Here is a 26079-nt window from a genome sequence, read left to right as displayed (position 1 = left end):
GGGCTTCGCAACCCGGTACCCGGCCGGCGGTTATGGGTGTCGGCAGGCTGGCCGTCACAGCCGCGTCCACCAGCGGACTCCAGTTGATCGCCAACGAGCGTGAACACATCTCGAAGTCCATCGCGGCGGTTACCACCGATTCCGATATCGGTGCTGCGCTCACCGTTCGGCCGTCGGTCGCCGGCGCGACTGAGCCGTCCACCGCGTGCACCAGAGCCTGGTAGAGCAGATGCGGGCCGGCGCCGCTGTAACCCGCCGCCGAACACCGTGCCTGAGCAGAAGTGTCGCCGTTATCATTGACCGGTGATCGGCAACCTTGAGTCGTTCCAGGACGAGCTGGCCGCCAGCGGGTTTCCGCCGCTGATCAACAAGCTGGCCGGGGCCAGCTTCCGGGGCGGGATCGCCACCCGTGACCTCGGGCCGCTGCGGCTGGTCTCCCTCGACACGCCCGAGAGCGCCTGCATCGGGCGGGAGCGCGACGCCTCCGACGGCGAGAACCTGGCGGTCAAGGTGATGTCCCGGGGCCGGACGCGGATCGAGCAAGGGCGCGGCGACGCCGAACTCGGGCCGACCGACCTGGTACTGCTCGATCCCACGCGTACGCTCCGGTTCGAGAGCACCGCCGCGGCGCACGTCACCATCCTGGTTCCGCGCCGGGAGCTTCGGATCCGGCCCGCGCAGATCGACCGGCTCATCGGCGTACGCATCGACGGCAGCCACGGCCCGGGCGCTCTCGTCTCCGTGCTGGCCCGGGAGTCGGCGTGGTCGGCGACCGAGTTCCGCGAGGCGGAGGCGCTGCGGTCGGCGGCGGCCGTCGTCGAGCTGATCGCGGTCGCACTGGAGGCCCGGCTCGGCGACGAACAACCGGCCCCGGACGAGTGGCTGCGGAGCCGGATCGCCGGCTACATCGAGACCCGGCTGGCCGATCCCGATCTGTCCCCGCCTGGCATCGCCGCCACCCACAACATATCCGTACGCCGGCTGCACAAGCTGTTCGAGGACCAGCCGCTCACCGTCGCGGCCCTGATCCGCCGTCGCCGCCTGGAGCGCTGCCGGGCCGAGCTGACCGGAAGCGGACGTACGGTCACCGCCGTGGCCGCCCGGTGGGGATTCTCCGATCCCACCCATTTCAGCAAGCTCTTCAAGGCGACGTACGGCTACAACGCCCGTGCACTGGTAACCAGCAACCGTGCACAGACGACCAAGACGCGCACAGCCGGCCCGGACAAGGATGGTGGTGACCAAGGCAGGCAATAGCAATAGGAGAAGTCGTGGCGAAGGTAAACATCGTCCGCCCCGGTGAGGGCGAGATCCTCGGCAGCGGGGCGCAGCAGATCCGCATCCTGGAGAACGGCGAGCACACCGACCACCGGCTAGGGTTCGCCGAGGTCACCATTCCGCCGGGCACCCCGAGCCCGTTGCAGCATCGCCACGCCCAGCATGACGAGGGCTTCTACGTGCTGGCGGGAACTTTCCGGTTCACCGTCGGCGAGGACCAATACGACGCCGGGCCGGGCACCTGGGTCATCGTGCCGACCGGGGCGCCGCACACGTTCGCCAACGTCGGCGACGAGAACGCGGTCATGCTGAACACCTTCACGCCGGACCTGTATGTGCAGTACTTCCGCGACTTCAAGGCCATGATCGATTCCGGGCAGCCGGTCAACGCCGAGACCATGCAACCGCTCTGGAAGAACTACGCCACCGAGATCTCGAACGAATACGCCTCGTGAAGCGCCTTCAATACGACCGCTACGGCGGCCCGGAGGTGATGCGGCTCGCTGAGTTCGAGCCACCACGCCCGGGTCCGGATGAGGTTCTCGTCCGCGTCCGAGCGGCGGCTTCCAACGCGCTGGACTGGAAGATGCGCAACGGCGAGATGAAGCTGATGACCGGCCGCTCCTTTCCCCGGGCGGGGGTGCCGAGACCGGTCAGCACTGTGGCGGCAAGATCGGCGCCTTCCATCTCGAACCGGAGCTGGCCCGGTGCTTCGGGGCCTGTTCCCAAGTCGTGCATCACATGGGCGGCGAAGAGGAGTTCCTCGTCGTAGTCCGCGTCGTTCAGGACGCCTTTGTGGGCGGCGAACAGACAGGCCCAGTAGAAACCGCGAATGCAGTGGTTCAGCACAGATGGATGCACCGCGGCCCGTGTCGCGGCGAGGCTCGCCTCAACCATCGGTCCAGTTGGAAGAGCGAGTATCTCGTTCTGCAGCCCTCCCGAGAGGGCGAGGGTTTCGGTCATGGCTCGACGCTACGAGACCGGCCCTCCTGCCAAAAGTGGCACGGATGCCAACCGGCGCTATAATCGTGCCACTATGACGAACAGACACCACGTTGCGGTGCTCGTCCTGCCCGGTGTGCTCCCGCTCGAGTTCGGCACCGCGACGCAGATCTTCGCAATGAACTCCCACTATGAGCTGACCGTGTGCGCTGACACCGAGACCGGACTGGTGCCAGGGTGCGGCTTCGCGATCACGGTCGCGGCCGGCCTCGAGGCGCTGGACGACGCCGACACTGTGATCATTCCGGGCTACGACGACATTGACACGGCCCCGTCAGCGGAGCTTCTGGCGGCGCTACAGGCGGCTCACGCCCGAGGCGCCCGACTCGTCTCCATCTGCACCGCGGCCTTCACCCTTGCCGCGGCCGGGCTGCTCGACGGACGCCCCGCGACCACACACTGGCGGCACGCCGAGCAATTGCGTCAGCGCTACCCACGCGTCGATGTCCTGCCCAATCAGCTCTACGTCGATGACGGCGATATCCTCACGTCCGCCGGCGTGACTGCGGGAATTGACTTGTGCCTGCACCTGATCCGCACCGACCGCGGCGCCGCAGTAGCGAACACATACGCACGCGCTCTCGTCGCGCCGCCACGGCGGCGGGGAGGCCAGGCACAGTTCGTCGAACAATTCCGCCCCGAAGCGAGCGGAGATGGACTTGCTCCTCTGCGTGAGTGGCTGCTTGACAACCTCGCGAAGCCCCTGACCGTCGACGACCTCGCAGAACGCGCCCATATGTCGCGGCGGACACTGATCCGCCGCTTCCGCGACGAGACCGGCACCCCGCCCATGACCTGGCTGACCGACGCACGCATTGACCGAGCACGCGAACTGCTGGAGGCGACCACCGTGCCCATCGAGCAGATAGGCCGCCTCGCCGGGCTCGGCGCTCCCGCTACCTTGCGGGCCGCGTTCCATCGGCACGTTGGCACCTCCCCTCAGGAATACCGGAGCCTGTTCCGCCACAAGGACGAGATGGTGGGCGCATGACCGCCACATCTTTGCCGAAACGGTAGCCGTTCCACACGGGCAGAGCCGATGGACGCTGCCGGCCTGATGCCGGGCGGTGGTGTCGTTATCCGGACTGCGTGCTCTTCGTTAAGGGCCTTCGTTCTCCTGCCGGAGAGCCGCACCATTGCTGGGTCCCAGGCCGATTCCGCCTCGGCGCTCTCACGGTCGCCGACCACCAGCGGGCAGCGGAGGACCGGGCTTTGTCGATCAAGGTGGTGGTCCGGGTCGGAGGTGCCGATAATGGCGTGTGCCCTTCACCGTGAGCCATATTGCAGCGATCTTGCCGATGCGGCGGTGGTTGCCCTCGTCGGCGCTGGCCATCGGGACTGTGATGCCTGACGCGCCGTACTATCTGCCGCTGCCGTTCTCGTCGGCGAGCACGCACGCGTGGTGGGGGCCGCTTGTCCTGGGCCTGCCGGCAGGTGTGGTGCTGCTGGTGCTGTTCCACCGGGTGCTGCGGGCGCCGCTGACCGCGCTGGCTCCTGCCGGGCTGCGTGTCCGGTTGTCGGAGCCGGCGCGGCCGGCGCCTGTGGCGGTGGTGGCGGCGCTGCTGGCCGGGATGGCCACGCATCTGCTCTGGGACGCCTTTACGCAGGTAGGCGGGTTCGCGGTGGCGCATTGGCAGGCGTTGCGGCAGCCGGTCATCGGCGCGCACCGGGTGTTCAACATGCTGATGTACGTCAGCTCGGCAGGCGGGCTGGTGATCCTGGCCGGATGGCTCGTGCTGTGGTATCGGCGCGCGCCGGTCCAGCCTGGGCGGGGCCCGGGGGTGGTGCTGGGCCGGACGCGCGGCGTGGTGCTGGCCGCGGCCGCGCTGGCGATGGCAGCGGGCGCCGCTTACGGGGCGGCCTCGGATCGTGCCGCGGTGAGCGACTACGACCTGGTACGAAGCATGATCTTGGGTGGGGCCGACGGAGCAGCGTTGATTCTTGCCTGCTACGTGCTCGCCTGGCACGGCTGGACGGCGTTGCGGGGCCGTGGGCCGACGCGTGAGGCGGTGGCCGCCGACCAGCCCGGCAGCGGCCGGTGAGGCCAGTATCTCCGCAGGTAATCAGCAACCCTTGAGTTTCGCTGGGCTCGGCGCAACGGCCCGTGCGGCACCAGGGCGCTCGGCCGGCCCCCGACCTCAGACGTCGAACTCGGCCTGGAGATCGCGGTCGGCGAGACCGCTGCCGTCGCCTATTCGAACAGGGACGTGTCTCCCGTGCCCCTGCGGAGAATCTCGGGTTCCTCCTGCGAGAAGTCGACGACGGTCGTCGGGGTGGCGCCGCATTCGCCGGAGTCGATGACCGCGTCCACCACGTGGTCGAGCCGCTCCTTGATCTCCCAGCCCTGCGTCGAGGGTTCGGTCTCGTCGGGCAGCAGCAGGGTGCTGGACACCAGCGGCTCGCCGAGCTCGGCCAGCAGCGCCTGGGTGACGACGTGATCAGGGATGCGAACGCCGACCGTCTTCTTCCGGGGATGCAGCAGTCGCCGCGGCACCTCCTTGGTCGCGGGCAGAATGAACGTGTAACCGCCGGGAGTCGCCGCCTTGACCTGGCGGAACAGCGCATTGCTCAGGTGAACGAACTGACCGAATTGCGCGAAGTCACGGCATACCAGGGTGAAGTGGTGGTCGCTGCCAAGGCCGCGGATCTCCCTGATCCGGTCAAGGCCCTCCTTGTTGCCCGGTCGGCATCCAAGGGCATAGCACGAGTCGGTGGGATAGGCGATGAGCCCGTCCGTCCGCAGGATCTCGGCGATCTGGCTGATCAGGCGAGGCTGGGGATTGTCTGGATGAAGATCGAAGTATCTGGCCACGTCTCGGATCCTAGGGTCCAGCACCATGGCATGACAGGCGGCCCCAGGGCGATGCGGTGTCGCCGCGCGCTGGTCAGGCGATGCTCAGGACGATGCGGCCACCCGCTGTGCCCGCCGCCTGCCGTTGCCACGCCTCTCCGGCCGACTCCAGGGGCACCACCTCGTGAGCCACCGCCAGCCGTCCCAGCGCCGCCTGTTCCGCGATCATGGTGATGGCCGCGGCGCGCTGTTCCAGGGTCAGCTCGTTGTTGGTTTGACGCGCTCCTCGGGGTGAAGCCTGAGGATTCTCGCCCGTGTCGCATGAGTTCATGCGGCACCTCGAAGGCTTCCTGTTTCATCGACCTGCGCCACTGCACGCGGTGGTCTTACCTGGTCTCCGCAGGCATTTAGCCTCTCCGCCCGTCCGGCGGTGAGGATGTTGATCGCAGCATTGACGTCCCGGTCATGGACTGCCCCGCACGAGCAGGCCCATTCCCGGACGTTCAGCGGCATCTGCCCGGCGACGCTTCCGCACGACGAGCACAGCTTGGAGGAGGGGAAGAATCTGCCGATCTTGGCGAACGTTCTGCCGTACAGGTTCGCCTTGTACTCCAGCATGGCGACGAACGCCGACCAGCCCGCGTCGTGCACGCTCTTGGCCAGTTTGGTGCGGGCGAGCCCCTTGACCGCCAGGTCCTCCACGAACACCGCTTGGTTCTCACGGATGATCCGTGTGGAGGTCTGGTGATGGAACTCACGACGCGCGTCGGCGACCTTGGCGTGCTGCCGGGCGACCTTCAGGCGAGCCTTGCCCCGGTTCTTCGATCCCTTCTGCTTGCGCGACAGCGCCCGCTGAAGCTTGCGGAGTTTCTTCTCCGCCCGGCGCAGGAAACGCGGGGAGTCGATCTTCCGCCCGTCGGACAGGACCGCGAAGTGTCCCAACCCCAGATCGATCCCGATTTCCTCCTCGGTCCCAGACAAGGGTTGTCCGTTCGTCTCGACCACGAACGAGGCGAAGTATCGGCCGGCCGCATCCTTGATCACCGTCACGCTGGAGGGGTCGGACGGCAACCGGCGTGACCACCGGACCGTGATATCGCCGACCTTCGGCAGGGACAGTTTCTCCCCAACCTTGAACCGGGCGTTGCGGGTGAACCGGATCGCCTGCCGGTTGTCCTTGCGAGAGCGGAACCGAGGCGCGCCAAACCTTGGGCCTTTCCGCCCTCCGCACAGGCTGGCGAAGAAGTGGCGGTAGGCGGTGTTCAGATCGGCGAGCGCCTGCTGCAACACCACCGCTGACACCTCGCCCAGCCACTCCCGCTCGGGCGAGGTCTTGGCCTGGGTGATGACCCGCTTGGACAGATCCACGTCCGAGATGTACGGCAAACCGGCCTGGCGAGCATCCTGCCTGGCACGCAGCCCGTCATTGAACACCACACGCGCACAGCCGAACGCGCGGGCCAGCGCTTCACGCTGCGCGGCGTCGGGATACAGCCGGTAGTTGTAACGGAGCTGCACGCGCTGATCATATCGCTGACCTATGACCGAGAGTGGTGACACGAAAACCTAAAGACACGGCGCACGGGTGCGGGCCGGTCGGCCACCACGGGCGGCCGGCCGCAGGTCTCGATCCGGGCCGTGCGCATCAGGTCGCGATGTCCGGGTACGGCAGCCGCATGTGCGCCAGCCGCCGCGCGTACTCGGTCTGGAAGCCCAGCGGCGGATGGTCGCGCTCGAACATCGCGATGAACAGCGTCAGCGTGAGGAACGGGTGCGCGCCCAGCTCGAACAGCTTCGGATAGTCGTGGGTCACCAGCGCCTCGCGCTCGACGTCGTCGAAGCGCAGCCACGTGGACGACTCGCCGGAGTGGCAGCCGAGGATGCGGTTGGCGTATTCGGACTCCCACCAGCCGACGGTGGCGCGCGGCTCCTCGCGGTAGCGCTCGACCAGCTCGGCATCGCGGTCGACGGTGAAGAGGAACTTGTTCAGCAGGTATTTGCTCACGATCGGCCGCCTCCGCTCGGGTACCAGGTGAAGTACGCCTCCATGGTGTGGAACAGGTCGTACGTGTCCACGTAGTCGGCCTTCTGGCCCTCGCCCGCCACGCCCATCATCAGCATGAAGTCCATGAAGCCGTGCGTGGCGTTGCCCGGCAGGTGGAGGCTGTCGAGGGTGACCTCGGCCAGGCAGCCCTCGATGTCGCCGGAGGAGATCCATTCGACGGCGCGCCGGTCGAACTCAGGGTCGGGCCCGTGCGGCCCGAACTGGCGTGGCCCGCCCAGCTCCAGTGACAGATGCCCGGTGCCGATGACCGCGACCCGCCGGCCGGACGGCCACGACTCGACGAGCTGCCGGATGGTCTGCCCGAGCTGCACGAACCGCTTCGGCCGCGGTAAGGGAGGGGCGAAGATGTTGGTGTAGACGGGCACGATCGGCAGGTCGTTCTGCGGGCGCAGAGTGATGATCGGGCACGTGATCGAGTGGTCGATCCGCAGCTCGTTGGAGAAGGCCAGGTCGAAGCCGGCGTCCAGCCCTTCACGCAGGATGTGGGAGGACAGGTCCTCCTGCCCCGTGAACAGCATCCTGGGCAGCCCGAACTCGCGCTCCTCGTTGTAGAAGTTCGCGTCGTAGAAGGGCGCCTTCCCGACCAGGAACTGCGGCATGTTGTCCAGCCACAGCTGGTGGAAGTGGTCGGAGCCGACCATGACCAGCACATCCGGCCTGGCCCTGGTCAGGGTCTCCCTGAACGCCTCCACCTTGCGCACCCACTCGTCGGCGAACGGCGGTCGCTCCTCGCCGGTGGAGGTGCTGGCTCGGTAGTAGAAGGGGTGGTGGGTGGATGCGATGACCGCGACGAGTTCAGCCATGCGGACCTCCGTCAGCGAAGGGCTCGGGCGGGATGGAAACGTTGTTCAGGTCCACCGAGAGGAAGATGTCGTTGGCCACGGGACGCCGCAACTCCTCGGCGAGCTGCCCGATCAGCCCGGCGGTCCTGGCCAGCAGCGCGAAGCCGCGCAGCAACTCCAGCGGCAGCCCCAGATCGGCCAGCGCCGCCCCGCAGGCGCCCGCGCCGTTGAGCGGCAGCGTCCTGCCCAGGACCCGCGGGTGCACGCGGCCGACAGCGGCGAACAGCGACAGGTGCGGCCCGAACAGGCCCTCCTCGGCCGCGATCTCGAACAGCCGGGGCGTGCGGGGGTCGCCGTCCTTGTGCACGTGGTGGCCGAGCCCGGGGATCAGCTGCCGAGCCTCCCGCCGGGCCCGTACGGCCTCCAGGGCGAGATCGTCCCAGCCGGCGTCGTCGGCGGGGAGCTCCTCCCGCGCGGTCAGCACGTCGTGGAGGTATCGGCCGCAGTCCTCGGTGACGCCGAGGAAGCGGGAGCCGCCGCCGAGCAGCCCAGCGGCCAGAGCCCCCTGTACGGAGTCCGGCGCCGACAGGTACGTCAGCCGTGTCACGATCGCGGTCGGCGTGAACCCGTGATCGGCCAGCGCGGCCAGCACGGCCTCGAACAGGCGTACCTCTCCCCGGGAGGGACGGCGCTGGGTGGCGAGCCAGAAGGCCAGCTCGCCGAAGCCCACCTCGCCCATCACCTCCGAGGCCAGGTCCCGGCCGAGCAGGGTGATCGACGTCGGCGACGACGCCCCGAGCGCGGTGGGGTATTCCCGCTCCCGCGTCACGTCCGCTCGCCTTCCCCGGGGCCGGTGAGCCACTTGCGCAGCTCCGCGCCGTGCTCGTCCAGCTCCGGTGGCGGCAGTGTGTAGGCGGCCGGCGTCTCGGAGAACCGGATCGGGTGCCGCGTCGTCGGCATCGCCCGCTCGCCCTCGCCCACCACCACGACAGGATCGAGCCCGAACCGCTCCGCCGCGGCGAACCCGCCGTCGATGGTGTTGATCGGCCCGCTCGGCACCCCGGCCTCCACCAGCAGCTCGAACCACTCGTCCGCGGAGCGCAGGACGAGCCGCTCGACCAGGATCGGCCGCAGCTCCTCGCGGTTGGCGGTGCGGCCGGCGTTCCTGGCGAAGCGCGGGTCCTCGGCCACCTCCGGGATGCCGAGCACCTCGCACAGCTTCCTGAACTGGCCGTCGTTCGCGGCCGCGACGATCAGCTCGTGGTCGGCCGTGGGCAGCGGCTCGTACGGGAACACGCTCGGATGCGCATTCCCCATCCGGTACGGCACCACGCCCCCGGCCACGTACGCGGAGCTCTGGTTGACCAGCCCGGTCAGCGCCGACGACATCAGGTTCACCTCGACGTGCTGCCCGCTCCCCGTGGCCTCGCGGTGGCGCAGCGCGGCGAGGATGCCGATGACGGCGTGGTTACCCGCCATCACGTCGAACACCGAGATCCCGGCCCGGTACGGCGGCCCGTCCGGGTCACCCGTGAGGCTCATCAGCCCGGACATGGCCTGCACCATCAGGTCGTAGCCCGGCACCCGAGCCCCGGCCCCGGAGCCGAACCCGCTGATGGAGGCGTACACGATCCCCGGGTTCGCGGCCCGCACCGAGGCATAGTCGAGCCCGTACTTGCCCAGCCCGCCCGGCCGGAAGTTCTCCACCAGCACGTCCGCACGCGCGGCCAGCTCCCTGGCCACCCCGGCGTCGGCTTCGTCGCGCAGGTCGAGCGCGATCGACCGCTTCCCCCGGTTGACCCCGAGGTAGTACGTGGACACCTCGCCGCGCGAGGGTGGCGTCCACGTCCGGGTGTCGTCCCCGCCCGGGCCTTCGACCTTGACGACGTCGGCGCCCAGGTCCGCCAGCAGCATCGTGGCGTACGGGCCGGCCAGGATCCTGGAGAAGTCGGCCACCAGCACGCCGGACAGCGGCCCCGGCACGGTGTCTGTCATCAAGCTCCATCCCCACGTCCGTACAACGGACGTCTGTCCGCTAACGCGATCCCAGCATCTACGGAAGCTCGCGTCAACACTCTTGACATGGTCGAAGACGCTCATCACAGTGGCGTTGACCGTATGGCGGACAGATGTTCGCAGGCGAGGAGCATGCCATGAACGACTTCGAGGCTGGACGGCCCGTAGTGCTGCGCGGCGGCACGGTGCTGCCCATGGACGGGCGGCAAGGGGAGGGCGGGCGGGTGCTGCCCCGCACGGACGTCCTCGTCATCGGGGACAGGATCGCCGCCGTCGGCCCCGGGTTGGCGGCGCCGCCGGACGCCGTGGAGATCGACGCCTCCGGCGGCATCGTCATGCCCGGCATGATCGACACCCACCGGCACATGTGGCAGACCGCCCTGCGCGGCTACGGCGCCGACTGGACCCTCACCCAGTACTTCGTCTGGTTCTACCTGGAGCACGGCAAGCTGTTCCGGCCCGAGGACGTGCACGCGGGCAACACGCTGGCCGCGATCGAGGCGCTCGACGCCGGGGTCACGACCGTCGTCGACTGGTCGCACGGGCTCCAGACCGTCGACCACGCCGACGCCGCCGCCGACGCGCTCCAGTCCGTGCCCGGACGGTACGTGCTCGCGTACGGCAACCTCCAGCAATCGCCTGCCGAGTGGACGGCCGCGCCGGAGTTCAGGGACTTCGTGCGCAGGCGCGTCACCGGCGACGACCTGCTCGGCTTCCAGATCGCCTTCGACGTGCTCGGCGACCCCGCCTTCCCTGAGAAGCCCGCCTTCGAGGCCGCCCGCGAGCTCGGCGCCGCGGTCACCACGCACGCCGGCGTGTGGGGCGCCACCGGCGACGACGGCATCAAGCTGATGTACGAGCACGGCTTCATGACCTCCGGCACGATCTACGTGCACGCCGCCTCGCTGTCGGCCGACTCCTACCACCGCATCGCGGCCACCGGCGGCTCCATCTCGGTCTCCACGGAGAGCGAGCAGAGCGCGGGCCAGGGCTACCCGCCCACCTGGGCGATCCGCGCCCACGGCATCCCGGTGTCGTTGTCCATGGACACCAGCGTGTGGTGGAGCGGCGACCTGTTCTCCGCCATGCGCGCCACCCTCGGCGCCGACCGGTCGCGCGAGCACCTGGAGGCGCACGCCAAGGGCGAGACCGTCACGCACTGCGGCCTGCGCGCCGACCAGGTTGTCGAGTGGGCCACCCGCGGCGGCGCCCGCGCGCTCGGCCGCGACGACCTCGGCAGCCTGGAGCCGGGTAAGAAGGCCGACCTCGTGCTCATCAAGAACGACCTGTCGCCGGTCTCGTTCCCGCTGCTCAACCCGTTCGGGCACGTGGCGTTCCAGGCGCAGCGCGGCGACGTGCACACCGTCCTGGTCAACGGCCGCGTGGTCAAGCACGAGCACCGCCTGCTCGGGATCGACCTCGCCGCGGCGCGCCACGAGGTCGAGGGGACGGTCGAGTACCTGCGGTCGGAGATGGGCGAGGAGGCCTGGGAGCAGGGCATGAACCCGGACATCCCTGCGACGAAGCTCCTTGATAACCCGTACACGTACACCGACTACCGCAGTGACTCCACGCACCGCCTGTGATCGGCCGCTGTGCGGACGTACGACCGTGCCGACCGTCTAAAGTCGGATCAACGGATCCGAGCGAGTGAGGGCGTTCATGACACGTGGCGACACCGGACCTGACTTCATCGAGGCGCTGGCCCGCGGCCTCGATGTGATCAGGGTCTTCCGGCCGGGGCGCCCGGTCATGTCCCTGACGGAGGTGGCGGCCGCGGCCGGCCTGGCCAGGCCGACGGCCCGCCGCATCCTGCTCACCCTCCAGGAGCTGGGCTACGCCAGGAGCGAGCAGGGAGGCTTCGTCCTCACGCCCCGGGTTCTGGAGCTGGGCGTCTCCTACGTCCGTTCCATGGGGTTGTGGGAGGTGGCCAGGCCGCACCTGGAGCGGCTGGTCACGCTGACGCACGAGTCGTGCTCGATCGCCCAGCTCGACGGCTCCGACATCGTCTACGTCGCCAGGGTCGCCGTACCGAAGATCGTCACCCTCTCGGTGCAGATCGGCACCCGCTTCCCCGCGCTCCAGACGTCGCTGGGCAAGGTGCTGCTGGCCGCGCTGTCGCCCGCCGAGGTGGATCGGGTCCTGGCTGAGCCGAGCCGCTCGGGCATCGAGCCGCGCTGGCAGCCGGACGCAAAGGAACGCGAGGCGGTGCTGCGCGCGGTGCGCGCCAAGGGGTGGGCGATGACGGACGAGCAGCTCGCCCTGGGGATCCGGTCGGTGGCGGCACCGCTCAGGGACGGGCTGGGCAACGTCATCGCGGCCGTCAACGTCAACGCCCACGCCGCCGAGACCTCCATCGAGAAGCTGACCGAGGAGCACCTCCCGCTGCTGCTGAAGACGGCGAGCGCGATCAGCGCCGACTGGGCCCTGTACGAAGCCGTGCCGCACGTCACGGCTTCCTGATCGGGTCCTGTTTCAAGGCTTTGACCTGGCGTTGGATCTGCGGGGCCCGGGTGCCACGCTGAACTCCAGAGGTCTCATCGTGCTCGACTCCGTATCCGGCGCTCGATCCCGGCCCCAGGGGACGGCTGTCCGGCGGTCACCCGGTTGGTGGGGGAGCGGGGTGAGCGCGCTCGGCGTCGAGGGCGCTGATGGGGATCGTCGTGGAGGGCTTCGGGGCGCTCGGAGGCGTTCAGCGAGACGACAGAGGGCCCGGCCGACATGGTCGATTCCCGCAGGCAACCGGAGCCTCGGCAGGACTCACCCGTTCACTCTCATAACGCTTTTCCGGTTGCTGACCAAGAAGGGGTGTAGTCGACGAAGGGAGCACGGTCGGTGCGTCGCAGACAGGCGGACATCGCCACAGATCCGGAGGCTTTCGAAGCCTTCTACCGGCGCCACGTCGACGCGATCACGTCGTTCCTCGCCCGCCGGGTCGATGATCCGAACACGGTCGCCGACCTGGTGGCGGAGGTCTTCCTCGCGGTGCTCGACTCCGCCCACACCTACCGGCCCGGACTCGGCAGCGAGATCGCCTGGCTGTACGGCGTGGCGCGCAACACCCTGTCGGCCGAACGGCGGCGGGCGTTCAAGGAGACGAGACTGGCCGACCGCGTAGGCGGACGACGACCGCTCGACTGCGACGACGTCGCCGAGCTCGAAGAGCGGATCGACGCGGAAAGCGTGGCCAGGCGGGCCTTCCAGGCCATGGCCGGATTACCGGACGGTGATCGCGCGATGCTCGAACTGGTCGTCATCGACCAGCTCACGATCGGCGAGGCGGCCACCGCTCTGGGCATCCGCCAGGGCGCCGCCAGGGCCAGACTGCACCGCGCCCGCCACACGCTCAGGAACGTGCCGGAGATGGCTCCCTTCGTCATGGAAGGAACGCGATGAACTTCAAGGAGCACGTACTGATGGAACTCAAAGCCGAAATCGTGGCCCGCAACAAGGCCCGCCGCCTGCTCGTCAGACGACGCCTGCTCGCCACAGGAGCGGTCGCCACGATCGCGGCCGCGGCGGCCGTCGCGGTGCCGCTCCTGACCGGATCCGAGACCCCGGCCTACGCGGTCACCAAGAACACCGACGGCACGATCACCCTGAAGATCAACGAATTCAGGGACCCGGACCAGGTGGAGAAGGACCTGGCGAAACTCGGCGTCACCGCCGACGTCTCCTACGTCAAACCCGGCACCCGGTGCGCCCCCGGCCGCGGCGAGGGCGAAGGCGCCGCCTCCTTCTCCAAGGAGGAACTCAAGAGCAAGGATCCCAAGGTCCAGAAGAGAATCGAGGAAGCGATCGCGAACTCGCCGAACGGCAAGACGTTCAAGATGGGCCGCGGCCAGGTACGGATCAACCCGCAGTACATCAAGCCGGGGCAGACGGCCGTCATGGAGTTCACCGAGAACGCGGACCAAACCTCGGGCCCGGACAAGCCCAGAGTCCTGTGGGGGTTCAGCGGCTACCTCGTCACCAGCCCGGCCAAGCCCTGCAAGGTCATCGCCGACCCGTCCTGGGACAAACTGCCCGACCCCAAGACGAACCCCGAGGCATACCCGCCACCCGGCAGCTGACCCTCGCCGGGCGGGGCCGCCTACCGTGCCCCCGCTCGGCGACCACCCTCGCCGCTACCCGGCTCCGGCCTGTGGCGGTCGATGCGCTGGGAGCACACCTGTGAGGCCCGCAGGCGGGCGAATACGCGCTTCCAGTTTGGTCTCTGTTCTGGATTGGATTCCGCATGCGCGTATACCTGACCATGGCCGCGAAGCGTCAAGGGGTGAATCTCAACCCTTATCTCTCTCTGGCTCGTTCGCTTCTGGGTGACGTGTTCCCCGTGCCGTTGGAAACAGTCGACGCCGCTGAATGGGTGGCCACGGGTGCCGCGTTGCTTGCCTGGTCCAACGAGGAAGGAGCCGACGAGCGCCCACCGCTGATCGTGCGGGACGACCGCGGCGGCCTGGGGGTGAGCGGCACGCTCGCTGGAGAACGGGACGTGCGGTGGCTCGCTCAAGCGTCCGAACTGGGTGATGTGATGGCGGACCTGTCCGGATGCTTGTCCGTCATCCGGGTGACCGAAGAGGGAATTCAGGCCGCCACCGCAAGTACCAGGGCCTTGTCCGTCTTCCACGCCGAGAACGACGACCTGCACCTGGTGGGAACCCGCGCTCTGCACGTGCACCTCGTGGCGAACAACGGCAGGATCGTCTGGAACGAGATCGCCCTTCAAACGATGATCCGCCAGGGATACTTCCTGTCCGATGAAACCCCTTACCGAGGTGTGACAGCGCTTGGGCCGTCCTCCGTCATCACGGTGAAAGGCGGTCGCAGGAGTATCGACACGCGTGCGCTGCCACCGGCGCAACCGATGCCGACCTCGGCCAGGGTCAAACGCAGGGCGATCAGCCAGTTATGTGATGCTCTCGCCGCCGCCGTCGAGCCACTGCGTACCGGCCCCGAATCGGTGAACCTCGCATTGACGGGCGGGCGCGACAGCCGATTGATGGCCGCGCTTCTCCACGCGGGCCGCGTCCCTTTCCGGGCGACCACCAACGGGCTTGACACGCACCCAGACGTGATCATCGCCAGAGCGATCTCCGCCCGCTTGCGCATCGACCATACGATCATCCCGCCGGTGCGGACCGAGGCGAAGGACGCCGTCCTCGTCCCGCACCCGAGCATGCGCACCTATGAGGTCATCCGCGCCTGCGAAGGTATGACCTCTGCGTACGAGAGCATCGTGGACTACCGTCCGTACTCCACAACGCCGACCATGTCCGGGCAGAGCGGCGAGATCCTCAGAGGCGGCTTCCTGTACAGCCAGGGCCAGCCCACCGGCAAGGCGATGCATCGCAGGGTCAATGACTTCTTCCTCAAGAACGAACCCTTCTTCACCGATCAGGCGAATGAGCATGCACGCGAATTGGCGGCGCCATGGTTGCGACAAGCCGTCGAAAACCCGTGGGAAGTGCTCGACCACCTGTACGTCACCTACCGAGTAGGACGTTGGCATGCCGCGGCAAGGGTCGGATCGCTGCGGCGCGGAGATCCCGTTCAGCCGTTCCTCGACAACCGCGTGGTGCTTGACGCGCTGTCGCTCGATCAACGGTGGCGCCATTCAGAAGAAGTCGTCTACGAGCTGATCAGGCGACTGGCACCCGGCCTGGACAAGATCGAACTTGACGGCAGACCCTGGCGCTTCCAAGCCGGGGAAGTGGAAAAGCGCAGATGGTGGCAATGGAAGCCGTCCGTCAGCACCTCTGTGGAACCAGCCGGGAAAAACGGCTGGAATTGGCGCACCAGCCCAGGGCCGCGCCTATCCGCTCTTCTTAGCGAATTCGTACTGGAACGAGCCGATGCTCTGAGTTCCCTCGTGCGAGGCGACGAATTGAAGGCCTTCTTCTCCGATCCCGTCGTCAAACAACCTGCACTGGCATGGAATCTCCATACCGTCGCCGCCCTGCTCACCGGCGCCTTTCCAGGAAAACCTCCGGCGGCGGCAGAACCGGTGCGAATCGAGATCCCTTACATCTAGCGGGACGTGTCTATGAATTCAGTCAGTGTGCTGATGGCCGCCGTTCTGGCCGGAACGGCTGGCTGGGTGACAGCCGGGGCATCAGTGTCACTCTCGTCACGGGCGACCGCGTGGTGACGGGCGAGGGCCGGTTCAGGGTGGAACCGGGGCCGGGCAGGAAGGTGCGGTACGCCACGCGGTACCGCAAGGGGCATCTCTCTCTGGATCGAGAAGAACCCCGGGGCGCCCGAGGCCGCGGTGCGGTCGGTCCAGTTGGAGATGTCCACCGACGACGGCGCGAACTGGCGCCAGGTCCCCGTCGTCCCGTCGGGAACGGGGTGGACGGCGCTGCTCTCCAACCTACGCACCCCGGGCTTCGTCTCGCTGCGCGCCACCGCGACGGACGCCGCCGGTGGCCGCGTCAGCCAGACGATCGCCCGCGCCTACGCCGTCGGATGACGAAGGAGGAACGGGGGCTGCAGCTCTGTTGAACCCCGAAGTGGCGGCCTTTCACCTTCAGCAGGGGCCGCTCACAGCAACTGTGCGGCAAGCTCCTGCCATTGACGCAGTGGTGGCTCGTCTGGTGTGGCCGTGAGCACGTGCAGGCTGACATGGTCCGCACCGGCGTCGAGATGCTCCTCAACTCGCCGGGCGATGTCCTCGGGCCCGCCGATGGCCACCAGGGCATCGACCAGCCGGTCGTCGAGGGATTCGGCATCGTCGAATCCCAGGTCGCGCAGCAGTGTGAGCCGGTTGGGCAGGGCCGCGGCCGCGTGGGCGCGGGCCAGCTCGGTCGCGATGTGGCGGGACGGGTCCAGGACGACGAGCTGGGTGACGGCCAGCATGGTCTGGGGTCCGAGCAGGCTTCTGGCGTGGCGGGTGTGCTCGATCGGCATGCCCAGCGGGTGGGCGCCCCACGCGCGTTCGGCGGCGAGCTGGAGCATCTTCCGGCCCAGCGCGGCCAAGACCCGGGGCGCTGCGGGGATCGCCGGGCCGAACGGGGCGGTGTCCATCGCGTCCAGATAGGCGCGCATGGTCGCCACCGGCGGGCCGAACCGGTGGCCGCGCACGTCGGTCACCAGGGCGGGGTGGCTGACGCCGAGGCCGAGCAGGAACCGCCCAGGGAATGACTCGGCAAGGGTGCGCTGTGCGGCCACGGCGCTGATCGCGTCGCGGGCGTAGATGCTGGCGGTACCGGTGGCGATGACCGTCTGCCGGGTGGCCGACAGCAGCAGAGCGGCCTGGGTCATGGCCTCGCGGCCGGTCGTCTCGGGAAACCACAGGGCCGGGTAGCCGAGGTCCTCGATGGCGGTGGCTGCTTGGCGCATGGCCGGAGCGGGATAGCGATCCATCTCGCCCGCCCAGATGCCGACCCGTCCGAGGTCGAGCGTGCTCATTGGTCCTGCTTGGCGGTGTCCTGGGCGGTCAGGAAGCCGGCGATCTGGGCGGCTCCGGTCCGCTGCAGCCAGGCGCGCAGGTCCAGCAGGCCGGGGTGTAGCGCGCGGGTGAAGGCTATGTCGGCGCGATAGCCGCGTTCGTTGAGCCAGGTGTAGGCGTAGGCGAAGTCCTCGCCGATCTGCGCGATCACTTCGATCGGGATCTGAACGTAGGGCAGCGGTCGGCCGGTGGCCTCGGAGATGGCCGCCGCGATCTGTACTGGGGTCAGTTCGTCCCCGGCCAGGTCGACCGCGCGCCCGATCCACTCGCCTGGCTGGGCGAAGGCCAGTGCGGCGAAGACGCCGACGTCGTCGACGGCCATGATCTGCTGCGGTACGTCGGCGGCGAATGCGGTGGCCACGGTGCCGTCGCGCAGGTGGTAGGCGCCGGTGTAGTTCTCCATGAAGGAGACCGGGCGCAGGAACGTCGCGGGCAGGCCCAGCCGGGTGATGTGCTGCTCGATCCGCCACTTGTTGATCGTGTTCTGCGGCAGCTTCTCGGTGTTGTGACGGCCCGCGCCGGCGAGGGAGGCGTATACCAGGTGCCGCACACCTGCGGCGTGCGCCGCGTCGGCGACGTTGCAGCCCCAGCGGACCTCGTCCTCGGCGGAAAAGCCCGCCGGGGTGCCCGGGGAGCCGACAGTGGGCTGCACGCTGAACAAGCCGTCGGCGCCTTCGGCCGCGGCGATGAGCGAGGCGACGTCATCCATCTCGGCGCTGACGAGCTCGGCGCCCGCCAGCGCCAGCGCCCTGGCCCCAGCGGCGTCCGGATCGCGCGTCACAGCTCGTACCCGCCAACCGTCGGCGAGCAGATGCGCCGTCACGGCCCGACCCTGCAGGCCGGTCGCCCCCACCACCACGATGGTCTTCACGATGTGTCTCCAAGTAGTCGGCATGCTGAGGCCGTCCCCATAAATGGGGTGGCCCTCCGATTCTGAGTGAGTACGATATGGAGGACCACCCCACTTTTGCAAGCCCACCGGAGACCACATGCCGCAGCGCGCGCCGAATACCCATTCAAGGCCGCTGACCGCGCTGGCTCCTGCCGGGCTGCGTGTCCGGTTGCCGGAGCCGGCGCGGCCGGCGCCTGTGGCGGTGGTGGCGGCGCTGCTGGCCGGGATGGCCACGCATCTGCTCTGGGACGCCTTTACGCAGGTCGGCGGGTTCGCGGTGGCGCATTGGCAGGCGTTGCGGCAGCCGGTCATCGGCGCGCACCGGGTGTTCAACATGCTGATGTACGTCAGCTCGGCAGGCGGGCTGGTGATTCTGGCCGGATGGCTCGTGCTGTGGTATCGGCGCGCGCCGGTCCAGCCTGGGCGGGGCCCGGGGGTGGTGCTGGGCCGGCGGACCACCACCCTGCTCCGCGGCACCGCCCTCCTCTGAGGAGGTCGCATTCTCGAAAATCGCGGACGATCGACGCTTGCGTTCTACGGTGATCAATGTCCGGTGACAGCGAACCGTATGCCTATGTCATCGACGTTTGAGCTGTTCAGGAGCTGTCAGGCGTAGTGGTGGAAGCTGATCGTGCCGGACAAGGCGAAGGTGTCGGATGAACCGCATCAGGCCGGCGAGATTCGCCGGCTCAGATCGTCCAGGAAGCCGCTCAGCGCGGCATTGACCTCCTGGGGCCGCTCCAATGGCGGCAGATGTCCCGTTGCCGGCAGGTCGAGCCGCCGGGCTCCCTTGATCTTCTCTGTCAGCAGATCCGACACCGCCTGGATGCCCGGCACATCCGACAGCCCGTTGATGACCAGAGTGGGCGAGGTGATCTCGTGCAGCCGATCCTTGGCCGACAGGTGCCGCTCCGTTACGGGCCGACGATTCCAGGAACGCTCGAACACCCGGCGCATCATGGCGAACGCCAACTCCCATACCTCCGGATCGAGATCGTCCATACCGCGGTCGGGCCCGGCCACCTGCCATAGCGCATGGGCCCGGGCGAAGGCGTCGAGATCGGCGGAAACAACCTCTGCCGTCCCGCTCCGATAACGGGCCAGCCGGTCGGCAGGGACGGTGCTGTGCACCCGCTCCCGCGCTTGGGCGATCATGTCATCGGGCCATGAGTGGCCCGACAATCCGGAGGAGATCAGCACGAGCCCGGCCACTCGGTGCGGCGCCGCCAACGCCGCCTCCACCGCGTGCGAGCCCCCCATCGAATCACCCACCAGCGCCGCCCGTTCCACGCCGAGTCCGTCCATCAGGCGCAGCAAGTCTTCATGGTGTACGAGTTCGCCTGCCGGATCGGCCGACTCGCCATACCCGCGCCAGTCGTAACCGATCACCCGGTAACGGTCGGACAGCGCGTCGCGCTGGTGTCTCCACATGCGTCGATCGGCGATCCCCGCGTGGATGAGCACCACCGCAGGACCCTCACCCACCTCGTCATAGGCCAGACCATCGATCTTCATCACGCCCCGGATCGTATGAGCCCAATCGAGGCGCCACAGCGGAGTTCGCAGCCGGCGTACCCGGTGAACCCCTGAGCCCGCTCAAACCGCGACGGGCACGAGCTCGGGTCTGTCTGCCCTGGTCATCGAGGATGTCAGGGACGAGCACGACTTCATTCGGATGATGACCCGTACTTGCGACGAGCCGGCACCATAGACATTCCGTGAGCAGGTGCCTGGACCGCTGGAGCGCTACCAGCGGCACCAGCAGGCTCACCCGGCTGGCCGGGCGGGTAAGCGGCACCGATAGCCGTTGTTGTTCTTCCAGGCCCGACTCGGCCGAGTTGGCACGTGCGAGACTGGGTCCATGGCGACCGGTGTAGGCGCGCAGAAACGTCGAGCGGGCAGGGGCACGGGCCGGCTCCCGACGATGAAAGATATCGCGGACCATCTAGGGGTTTCGCGGCAGCTGGTGTCGCTCGTGATGAGGGGCGTTCCGGGGCCGAGTGAGGAGTCAAGAGAACGGATCCTGGCTGCGGCTGATGAGCTTGGCTACCGGCCGAATGCGTCAGCGCGGCTGCTGCGCCAGAACCGTACGCGTCTGATCGGTGCGCTTTTCTGGATGCGCAATCCGTTCCAGGTGCGCGTTATCGAGCGCTTGTTCGTTCACGCTGCGGAGCGAGGTTTCGGGCTGGTGCTGGGGCCGGCGACGTCGGATCGGCCGACCGATGTGGTGGTCGCGGAGCTGATGGAGGAGCGGGTTGAGGCGCTGGTCGCGTTCAATCCAGATCCGGCCTCGCGCGCCTTCGCGGATGCGCGCGAGCTGGTGCCTGTGGTGTGGCTCGGGGAATGGGTGGACGCGCTCGATGTCGACAATGTCCATGTCGACGAGATCGAGGGGCTTCGTCTGGCGGTCGAGCACCTCGTGGAGCTCGGGCATCGCGACATCGTCTATGTCGGCGGACGAGGTGGAACCGTGGGCCATGTTCGTGCGGAGGCGTACCGGAGTGCGATGGCCGCGGTTGGGCTCACAGAGCGCGCCGAGGTGCTCGAGAGCGATTTCTCCGAGGAAGACGGTGCCACTGCCGCGCGGTATATCTTGGGACGAAGTCACCGGCCGACGGCTGTGGTGTGTTGCGGTGACCAGTGTGCGGCGGGTGTGCTGGCGGTGTTCGCGCGGGCGAACGTCCATGTGCCGGGCGAAATCTCGGTAGTCGGGTTTGATGACAGCTATGTGGCATCGCTGTCGTATCACCAGCTGACGTCCGTGCATCAGGATGTCGAGGCGACAGTCGAGGCGACATTGTCGTCGGTGCTGGATCGGCTGGAGGGTCATGACGGGCCGCGCCGGGTCAGCGCTACGCCGACGAGGTTGGTGGTTCGGGAGTCGACGGGCCCAGCCCGGACCGGCCGGTGAACGCTCGCGCGCGCATTCACGAGCCGGCCCAGCCGGCTAGCGGACGCCTCGGATGGGGATGACGACGAGCGCGCCGACGAGCGACACGATCCCAGCGCCCCACAGGAGCGCCGGGTAGTTGTCGCCGCCGCCGATGCCGAGCAGGAGGAGTCCGCATGCGGGCGCGAGGGATTGCGGCAGGGAGTTGGCGATGTTCATGACGCCGAGATCCTTACCTGGATTGTCGGCGTCGGGAAGGACGTCGACGACGAGGGCGGTGTCGACGGCGGCATAGATGCCGAACGCGAGGCCCATGACCACCTCGGCCAGGTAGAACCCGCCGACGCTGGCCACGTAGGCGAGCATGACCAAGCCGACGCCGAACACGAGGGTGGAGCCGGCGACGAAGATCTTCCGGTGGCGCAGCCTGTCCGAGAGCCACCCCGAGACAGCCGTGCCGATCATGAGCGCGATCGTGTAGAAGAGCACGCCGTTCGCGACCGCGGGGACGGCCTCCTCCGCATTGAGGCCGAGGTGGTCCTGCATGTAGAGGAGCCGGTAGGTGGCGAACAGCATCGAGGCGAAGATGATCAGGAACCTCGACCACCACGCGAGCCCAAAGTCGGGGTGCTTGATCGGGTTCGTCCAGAACATGCCGATGATCCGCGCGAACGAGAACGGCCGAGGCGGCGTGTCAGGGATGCGCTCCGGCGAGACAAGTACGTAGACGACGACGCAGACGACACCGACGATGCCGGGGACGATGAACAGGACCGGCAGGTTGTGGACGAGCAGGACAGCGCCGTAAATGCCGGCGAGGACCGACAGGTTCTGAGCCAGTGCGAATACGCTTGAGGCGCGTCCTCGTTGCGCCTCAGGCACGTTGTCGGCGAAGCTCGCGATCAGGGCCGCCGAGGCGGCGTTGGAGGCGAGCTGACACACCAGCCAAGCGAAGGTCAGCATCAGCACGCTCGTGCTGGCTGCTACCCACGCCAGGCCGGCGAGAAGTGCGATGATGCCGCCGACGAGCCACGGCTTGCGCCGTCCCCATCGGGTCTTCGTCGCGTCGCTGAGGGCTCCGAAGACCGGATTGCCGATGAGAGCACCGAACGCGCCGATGGGCAGGACCGTGCCGACCACCGATGCGGGGTCGGCCGGGTTCATCTCCTGCGCTTTGAGCTGCATGCTGATGAACACGGGTGAGAGGATCGCCACGAAGATCCCGAACTGCGCGAGCCCGAGAGCGCCGAGATACCAGTTGCGTACCGGCTCCGCTGGGATCGGGGTCGTGGACGGGTGAGCCGGCAGATCTGTAGCCACCGACGCCTCCTTAGACGGAGTGGAGCCCTCAGCGACGCGGTCAACCGTGACCGATTTAGCTCGTGCTAATCTGAAGGTCGTCCTTACGTTAGCTCGTGCTAACTCCTTTTTCTATAGTGTTGTGAAGTGGAGCGTGGGGCATGCTGCCTTCCCATCTGCCCGACCCTGACCTCTACCTTCCCGACAGCGGCGAGCCGTCGCTACGGTGGGGGATCGTCGGGCCGGGTTGGATCGCGGGCGAGTTCGCGAAGGCTCTGCGCACTCACACGGCGCAGCGGTTGGTGGCGGTGTCGTCGCGCTCGGTCGAGCGGGCGGAGGCGTTCGCGGCCGAGCGCGGAATCGAGTACGTACTGGGTTCCACCGAGCAGCTCGTGCGCCATCCGGAGGTGGATGTCGTCTATGTGGCGACCCCGCAGAGCGCGCATCTCGCGGTCGGGCTGGCGGCGATCGCGGCGGGCAAGCACGTGCTCATCGAGAAGCCGATCACCGTCACCGCGGCGGAGGCGCGCACCCTCTCGGAAGCGGCGCAGGCTGCCGGCGTGCTGGTGATGGAGGCGATGTGGAGCCGGTACCTGCCGCAGACCTCGGTGATCCGCAAGCTCCTCGCCGACGGAGTGCTCGGGGACGTGCGGGCGGTACTGGCCGACCACGGGCAGGCGATCACCCCGGATCCGCGGCACCGGCTCTACCGTCCCGAGCAAGGTGGTGGGGCATTGCTGGATCTGGGCGTCTACCCGGTGCAACTCTCCTCCATGGTCCTCGGCGCCCCCACGCAGGTTCTCGCGGTCGGCGGGATGACGGATACCGGGGTGGACGCGTACTCGACGCTCGTGCTCACTCACGAGCAGGGCGCGCTGTCGACGCTGTACTCGTCCATCCAGGCGCGCACCGCGATGACCGGAGTGATCGCCGGGACCGAGGCGACGGTCAGCATCGATGGTGCCTTCTACGCGCCGACCTCGTTCACTCTGTCCGGTGCTGACCACTTCTCACCGACGCTGCGGTGGAGCGACCAGACCGGGCTGCGCGGCTTCGACGGACTCTCTTGGGAGGCGACCGCCCTGGCCCGATTCGTCGGCGAGGGCCGCACCGAGTCGCCCGTGCACACGCTGGAGGAGACCGTCTCGATCATCGCCACCATCGACCAGGCCCGCGCCCAGCTCGCCGGGTCCTGAAAGGGAGAGCCTGCCCATGACGAATCTGATCACCACGCTGGAGCAGCAGGAACAGGAGCTGGCTTTCGACGCGTTCGACCACGCCGACGCCTGGCGGCTCGGCTCCCGTATAACCGCGATCGCCCAGGAAGCCGGGCACAAGGTCGGCATCGACATCCGCCGGCCCGGTCTGATCCTGTTCCGCGCCGCACTGCCGGGCATCACCCCTGACCAGGACGTGTGGATCGCCCGCAAGGCCGCAGTGGTGCTGCGCATGGAGAACAGCAGCGCCCTGGTCGACGCTCGCCTGTCCGCTGCCGGTGTGAACCCGGCGGCGATCGGATGGCTGGGTGCGGACTACGCGGTCACCGGCGGATCGTTCCCCATCCGTGTCCGCGGGGTCGGTGTCGTCGCCGCCGCGACCGCGTCCGGCCTGTCGTCGATGGAGGACCATGACCTCATCGTCGCCGGGATCCGGGCTCACCTGGCGGAGGAGGCCGGCAAATGAGTGACGAGGAGATCCCGCGGCGGGTGCTGCAGCCTGGTCAGTCCGCGCGCATCCGCATCTGGGACCGCGCGACCCGCACCGTGCGTACCGTGTTCGAGTCCCGCGACCGGCTCTACGAGGCGCCGAACTGGACAACGGACGGGCAGTTGCTCGTCAACGGTGACGGCAAGCTCTGGCTCTTGCCCGCTGACGGCCCCGCGACGGCCCCGCCACGTCAGATCCATGCGACGGGCCTGCCCGACGTCAACAACGACCACGTGCTGGCCCCCGATGGCGCCACAGTGTTCGCATCCGCGAACGACTGGCACATCTGGGAGGCCCCCCTCGCCGGCGGGGCGGCTCGCCGCGTGACTGCCGAGGATGGAGGGATGCACTTCCTGCACGGCGTCAGCCCCGACGGGCAGCGTCTCGGCTACGTGCGCTTGGCACCGGAAGGCGACAACTGGTGGGCGTCGGCGACCATCCACACTGTCGGGCTGGATGGGCAGGACGACGTCGCGGTCACCACCGACCCGGGCCCGGCGGACGGGTGCGAGTGGACGCCCGAGGGTGAGTGGATCGTGTTCAACACCGAACAGTTCTCCACCGCCCCAGGGCACGCGCAGCTGGCCCGGGTGCGGCCGGACGGGACCGGGCTGGAGCAGCTCACCTTCGACGAGCGGGTGAACTGGTTTCCGCACGTCGCGCCCACCGGGGATGTCGCCGTGTACCTCAGCTACCCGCCCGGTACGACCGGGCACCCCGCTGACCTCCCGGTCGAGCTGCGGCTCGTGTCAGTCGACGCCTGGCAGGAGCCGACGACGCTGGTGGCGCTGCGCGGTGGGCAGGGCACGATCAACGTCCCCAGCTGGGCGCCGGACGGGTCGGCGTTCGCTTTCGTGGACTACCCCACAGGCTCCCGGAACGACCTGGTGGCGGAGTGACCGACAAGGAGAATCCTGTGAGCACCACCCTGAAGCATCGAATCGCGATCAACCCGCTGCCGTGGATCCTCGGCGACGGCGGCTACCGCCTCGACCGCGGCATCCTTCAGGAGGCGATGACCGCCCTCTCCCAGGTCGGGTTCACCCATCTCACCATCGAACTGCCTCCGGACATGACCCCTGCCGAGTATGGGGCGCTGCTGTCGGAGCATTCGCTCGCCGCGGCGCCGGGGTACTTCTCCGCGCCGTTCCACGACCGGCAACGGCATGCCCAGGCTGTCGAGGACATCAAGCGGCACGCGCACGCGCACCTGGAGCTCGGTGTCGACAGCGCCTTCATCGCCGCCGACCTGATCCCTGACCGCATCGCGCACCCCGCCGTCGGGCTCGCCCCGGACGCCGACCGCACGCTCGTGATCGCCGAGGGGCTCGCGGCGGCCGCGGAGGCCGCCGCTGCCGAGGGTGTCCGGTACGGGCTGCACCCGCACGTCGGTTCCCCCGTGGAGGTCGAGGAAGAGGTGCGGGCCGTGCTGGACGCCACCTCGGGCAGTGCGCTGTGGTTCGGTCCCGACACCGGCCATCTGCGCTGGGCCGGAGTCACCCCGGAGAAGCTCATCGCCGGCTACGCCGACCGGGTCCTGAACGTCCACCTCAAGGACGTCGACGCGACCGCCGCCGCCGGGGCCCGGCAGCGCGACGAGGACTACATGACCGCCACCGGCCGGTCCAAGGTGTGGATCGAACCGGGCCGCGGCGTCGTCGACTTCGACGCCGTCCTCACCGCGCTCCCCGATGGCTTCGACGGCTGGTTCGTCATCGAAGTGGACGTTCCCCACCTCCCGACCCCCACTGAGAGCAGCGCCGCGTCCCTGTCGTACCTGCGCCGGCACCCCTACTTCGCCACGGCCACCTGACCTGCGGCACGGCAACGTCGCGGGTCGCGATCACCGGGATGATCGCGATGTCGGCACCACCGTGATCGGCATGCTCGGGTCCAGCACGGAACGGTCC

28 protein-coding genes are annotated in these 26079 nt (G+C 68.4%); 16 read left to right on the top strand and 12 right to left on the bottom strand.

The features are described from left to right. The first annotated feature begins 303 nt into the window (after positions 1–303). Together AB0B91_RS31825 and AB0B91_RS31820 are read left to right on the top strand one after the other, a co-directional pair. The gene (locus AB0B91_RS31825; RefSeq protein WP_358327354.1) at positions 304–1257 is read left to right on the top strand and encodes a helix-turn-helix domain-containing protein; all 954 of its coding nucleotides are present in this window, start codon (positions 304–306) and stop codon (positions 1255–1257) included. Positions 1258–1271: 14 nt separating this feature from the next. After that, on the top strand, positions 1272–1733 hold the full coding sequence (locus tag AB0B91_RS31820) for a cupin domain-containing protein (protein ID WP_024494953.1): 462 nt from the start codon (positions 1272–1274) through the stop codon (positions 1731–1733). 19 nt (positions 1734–1752) lie between these two features. Here AB0B91_RS31820 and AB0B91_RS31815 read toward each other — a convergent pair whose 3' ends face one another. Further along, positions 1753–2241, bottom strand: coding sequence for a hypothetical protein (locus tag AB0B91_RS31815; RefSeq protein ID WP_358327352.1), 489 nt, complete (start codon positions 2239–2241; stop codon positions 1753–1755). Between the two features lie 73 nt (positions 2242–2314). Between AB0B91_RS31815 and AB0B91_RS31810 the strand changes: the two genes are divergently transcribed. Continuing rightward, entirely contained in the window at positions 2315–3271 is a 957-nt protein-coding gene (locus AB0B91_RS31810; RefSeq protein WP_358327350.1) for a helix-turn-helix domain-containing protein, read from the top strand. Positions 3272–3539: 268 nt separating this feature from the next. Then, a complete protein-coding gene (locus AB0B91_RS31805; RefSeq protein ID WP_358327348.1) occupies positions 3540–4322 on the top strand; it encodes a DUF4184 family protein in 783 nt (260 codons plus the stop codon). Positions 4323–4471: 149 nt separating this feature from the next. Here the strand turns inward: AB0B91_RS31805 and AB0B91_RS31800 are convergent, their stop codons facing one another. The 7 genes from AB0B91_RS31800 to AB0B91_RS31770 form a co-directional block, all read right to left on the bottom strand. Then, complete coding sequence (locus AB0B91_RS31800; RefSeq protein WP_358327346.1) at positions 4472–5119, bottom strand: L-threonylcarbamoyladenylate synthase; 648 nt, start codon at positions 5117–5119, stop codon at positions 4472–4474. A gap of 46 nt (positions 5120–5165) precedes the next feature. Next, complete coding sequence (locus AB0B91_RS31795) at positions 5166–5402, bottom strand: hypothetical protein (RefSeq protein ID WP_358327344.1); 237 nt, start codon at positions 5400–5402, stop codon at positions 5166–5168. Further along, positions 5399–6589 (bottom strand): transposase, encoded by a 1191-nt coding sequence (locus AB0B91_RS31790; protein ID WP_358327343.1) that lies wholly within the window; start codon positions 6587–6589, stop codon positions 5399–5401. Before AB0B91_RS31790 ends, AB0B91_RS31795 begins: the two co-directional genes overlap by 4 nt. A gap of 127 nt (positions 6590–6716) precedes the next feature. Further along, positions 6717–7076: a hypothetical protein gene (locus tag AB0B91_RS31785; protein WP_358327341.1), complete on the bottom strand. Its 360-nt coding sequence runs from the start codon at positions 7074–7076 to the stop codon at positions 6717–6719. After that, a complete protein-coding gene (locus AB0B91_RS31780; protein WP_358327339.1) occupies positions 7073–7939 on the bottom strand; it encodes an extradiol ring-cleavage dioxygenase in 867 nt (288 codons plus the stop codon). Before AB0B91_RS31780 ends, AB0B91_RS31785 begins: the two co-directional genes overlap by 4 nt. Further along, a complete protein-coding gene (locus AB0B91_RS31775) occupies positions 7932–8747 on the bottom strand; it encodes a citryl-CoA lyase (protein WP_358327337.1) in 816 nt (271 codons plus the stop codon). Before AB0B91_RS31775 ends, AB0B91_RS31780 begins: the two co-directional genes overlap by 8 nt. Further along, entirely contained in the window at positions 8744–9913 is a 1170-nt protein-coding gene (locus AB0B91_RS31770) for a CoA transferase (protein ID WP_358327335.1), read from the bottom strand. The genes AB0B91_RS31775 and AB0B91_RS31770 overlap by 4 nt, the downstream gene beginning before the upstream one ends. 158 nt (positions 9914–10071) lie before the next feature. Here AB0B91_RS31770 and AB0B91_RS31765 point away from each other — a divergent pair, with 158 nt between their 5' ends. The 6 genes from AB0B91_RS31765 (at position 10072) to AB0B91_RS31740 (ending at position 16403) form a co-directional block, all read left to right on the top strand. Beyond that, entirely contained in the window at positions 10072–11520 is a 1449-nt protein-coding gene (locus tag AB0B91_RS31765) for an amidohydrolase family protein (RefSeq protein WP_358327333.1), read from the top strand. 76 nt (positions 11521–11596) lie between these two features. Then, positions 11597–12397 (top strand): IclR family transcriptional regulator C-terminal domain-containing protein, encoded by an 801-nt coding sequence (locus AB0B91_RS31760; protein WP_358327331.1) that lies wholly within the window; start codon positions 11597–11599, stop codon positions 12395–12397. 372 nt (positions 12398–12769) lie between these two features. Continuing rightward, positions 12770–13330 carry an RNA polymerase sigma factor gene (locus AB0B91_RS31755; protein ID WP_358327329.1) on the top strand — a complete coding sequence of 187 codons (561 nt, stop codon included), beginning with the start codon at positions 12770–12772 and terminating at the stop codon, positions 13328–13330. Next, positions 13327–14007 carry a hypothetical protein gene (locus AB0B91_RS31750; RefSeq protein WP_358327327.1) on the top strand — a complete coding sequence of 227 codons (681 nt, stop codon included), beginning with the start codon at positions 13327–13329 and terminating at the stop codon, positions 14005–14007. The genes AB0B91_RS31755 and AB0B91_RS31750 overlap by 4 nt, the downstream gene beginning before the upstream one ends. Positions 14008–14171: 164 nt before the next feature. Then, positions 14172–15965: a hypothetical protein gene (locus AB0B91_RS31745; RefSeq protein ID WP_358327325.1), complete on the top strand. Its 1794-nt coding sequence runs from the start codon at positions 14172–14174 to the stop codon at positions 15963–15965. Positions 15966–16223: 258 nt separating this feature from the next. Continuing rightward, a complete protein-coding gene (locus tag AB0B91_RS31740; protein ID WP_358327323.1) occupies positions 16224–16403 on the top strand; it encodes a hypothetical protein in 180 nt (59 codons plus the stop codon). A 71-nt stretch (positions 16404–16474) separates the two neighbouring features. Here AB0B91_RS31740 and AB0B91_RS31735 read toward each other — a convergent pair whose 3' ends face one another. After that, the gene (locus AB0B91_RS31735) at positions 16475–17341 is read right to left on the bottom strand and encodes a TIGR03620 family F420-dependent LLM class oxidoreductase (protein WP_358327322.1); all 867 of its coding nucleotides are present in this window, start codon (positions 17339–17341) and stop codon (positions 16475–16477) included. Next, complete coding sequence (locus tag AB0B91_RS31730; RefSeq protein ID WP_358327320.1) at positions 17338–18252, bottom strand: NmrA/HSCARG family protein; 915 nt, start codon at positions 18250–18252, stop codon at positions 17338–17340. The genes AB0B91_RS31735 and AB0B91_RS31730 overlap by 4 nt, the downstream gene beginning before the upstream one ends. A gap of 118 nt (positions 18253–18370) precedes the next feature. Between AB0B91_RS31730 and AB0B91_RS31725 the strand changes: the two genes are divergently transcribed. Then, positions 18371–18763, top strand: a complete 393-nt coding sequence (locus AB0B91_RS31725) for a DUF4184 family protein (RefSeq protein WP_358327318.1) — start codon at positions 18371–18373, stop codon at positions 18761–18763. A 176-nt stretch (positions 18764–18939) separates the two neighbouring features. Here AB0B91_RS31725 and AB0B91_RS31720 read toward each other — a convergent pair whose 3' ends face one another. Next, a complete protein-coding gene (locus AB0B91_RS31720; protein WP_358327885.1) occupies positions 18940–19788 on the bottom strand; it encodes an alpha/beta hydrolase in 849 nt (282 codons plus the stop codon). 346 nt (positions 19789–20134) lie between these two features. Between AB0B91_RS31720 and AB0B91_RS31715 the strand changes: the two genes are divergently transcribed. Further along, on the top strand, positions 20135–21184 hold the full coding sequence (locus AB0B91_RS31715; RefSeq protein WP_358327316.1) for a LacI family DNA-binding transcriptional regulator: 1050 nt from the start codon (positions 20135–20137) through the stop codon (positions 21182–21184). A 36-nt stretch (positions 21185–21220) separates the two neighbouring features. On the opposite strand, the gene AB0B91_RS31710 is transcribed toward AB0B91_RS31715, so the two are convergent. After that, positions 21221–22483, bottom strand: a complete 1263-nt coding sequence (locus AB0B91_RS31710; protein ID WP_358327314.1) for an MFS transporter — start codon at positions 22481–22483, stop codon at positions 21221–21223. A 140-nt stretch (positions 22484–22623) separates the two neighbouring features. Between AB0B91_RS31710 and AB0B91_RS31705 the strand changes: the two genes are divergently transcribed. From AB0B91_RS31705 to AB0B91_RS31690, 4 genes are read left to right on the top strand one after another with little or no spacing between them, the layout of a single operon-like run. Continuing rightward, positions 22624–23658 carry a Gfo/Idh/MocA family oxidoreductase gene (locus AB0B91_RS31705; RefSeq protein WP_358327312.1) on the top strand — a complete coding sequence of 345 codons (1035 nt, stop codon included), beginning with the start codon at positions 22624–22626 and terminating at the stop codon, positions 23656–23658. Between the two features lie 16 nt (positions 23659–23674). Beyond that, positions 23675–24145: a heme-degrading domain-containing protein gene (locus tag AB0B91_RS31700; protein ID WP_358327310.1), complete on the top strand. Its 471-nt coding sequence runs from the start codon at positions 23675–23677 to the stop codon at positions 24143–24145. Next, positions 24142–25068, top strand: a complete 927-nt coding sequence (locus tag AB0B91_RS31695) for a hypothetical protein (protein WP_358327308.1) — start codon at positions 24142–24144, stop codon at positions 25066–25068. The genes AB0B91_RS31700 and AB0B91_RS31695 overlap by 4 nt, the downstream gene beginning before the upstream one ends. Before the next feature lie 17 nt (positions 25069–25085). Beyond that, on the top strand, positions 25086–25982 hold the full coding sequence (locus tag AB0B91_RS31690) for a sugar phosphate isomerase/epimerase (protein ID WP_358327306.1): 897 nt from the start codon (positions 25086–25088) through the stop codon (positions 25980–25982). Positions 25983–26079: the final 97 nt, after the last annotated feature.

It is taken from the genome of Nonomuraea sp. NPDC049141 (assembly GCF_040648415.1).
In the GTDB taxonomy this organism is placed as follows: domain Bacteria; phylum Actinomycetota; class Actinomycetes; order Streptosporangiales; family Streptosporangiaceae; genus Nonomuraea.
This window is presented reverse-complemented; position numbering and strand designations above follow the sequence as displayed.

Excerpts from the sequence above, each read along its gene's own strand:
- AB0B91_RS31815 (WP_358327352.1), bottom strand. The coding sequence starts at position 2,241 with ATGACCGAAACCCTCGCCCTCTCGGGAGGGCTGCAGAACGAGATACTC.
- AB0B91_RS31810 (WP_358327350.1), top strand. The coding sequence starts at position 2,315 with ATGACGAACAGACACCACGTTGCGGTGCTCGTCCTGCCCGGTGTGCTC.
- AB0B91_RS31800 (WP_358327346.1), bottom strand. The coding sequence starts at position 5,119 with ATGGTGCTGGACCCTAGGATCCGAGACGTGGCCAGATACTTCGATCTT.
- AB0B91_RS31795 (WP_358327344.1), bottom strand. The coding sequence starts at position 5,402 with ATGAACTCATGCGACACGGGCGAGAATCCTCAGGCTTCACCCCGAGGA.
- AB0B91_RS31780 (WP_358327339.1), bottom strand. The coding sequence starts at position 7,939 with ATGGCTGAACTCGTCGCGGTCATCGCATCCACCCACCACCCCTTCTAC.
- AB0B91_RS31770 (WP_358327335.1), bottom strand. The coding sequence starts at position 9,913 with ATGACAGACACCGTGCCGGGGCCGCTGTCCGGCGTGCTGGTGGCCGAC.
- AB0B91_RS31765 (WP_358327333.1), top strand. The coding sequence starts at position 10,072 with ATGAACGACTTCGAGGCTGGACGGCCCGTAGTGCTGCGCGGCGGCACG.
- AB0B91_RS31760 (WP_358327331.1), top strand. The coding sequence starts at position 11,597 with ATGACACGTGGCGACACCGGACCTGACTTCATCGAGGCGCTGGCCCGC.
- AB0B91_RS31750 (WP_358327327.1), top strand. The coding sequence starts at position 13,327 with ATGAACTTCAAGGAGCACGTACTGATGGAACTCAAAGCCGAAATCGTG.
- AB0B91_RS31745 (WP_358327325.1), top strand. The coding sequence starts at position 14,172 with ATGCGCGTATACCTGACCATGGCCGCGAAGCGTCAAGGGGTGAATCTC.
- AB0B91_RS31740 (WP_358327323.1), top strand. The coding sequence starts at position 16,224 with ATGTCCACCGACGACGGCGCGAACTGGCGCCAGGTCCCCGTCGTCCCG.
- AB0B91_RS31735 (WP_358327322.1), bottom strand. The coding sequence starts at position 17,341 with ATGAGCACGCTCGACCTCGGACGGGTCGGCATCTGGGCGGGCGAGATG.
- AB0B91_RS31725 (WP_358327318.1), top strand. The coding sequence starts at position 18,371 with ATGCCGCAGCGCGCGCCGAATACCCATTCAAGGCCGCTGACCGCGCTG.
- AB0B91_RS31720 (WP_358327885.1), bottom strand. The coding sequence starts at position 19,788 with ATGAAGATCGATGGTCTGGCCTATGACGAGGTGGGTGAGGGTCCTGCG.
- AB0B91_RS31715 (WP_358327316.1), top strand. The coding sequence starts at position 20,135 with ATGGCGACCGGTGTAGGCGCGCAGAAACGTCGAGCGGGCAGGGGCACG.
- AB0B91_RS31705 (WP_358327312.1), top strand. The coding sequence starts at position 22,624 with ATGCTGCCTTCCCATCTGCCCGACCCTGACCTCTACCTTCCCGACAGC.
- AB0B91_RS31700 (WP_358327310.1), top strand. The coding sequence starts at position 23,675 with ATGACGAATCTGATCACCACGCTGGAGCAGCAGGAACAGGAGCTGGCT.
- AB0B91_RS31695 (WP_358327308.1), top strand. The coding sequence starts at position 24,142 with ATGAGTGACGAGGAGATCCCGCGGCGGGTGCTGCAGCCTGGTCAGTCC.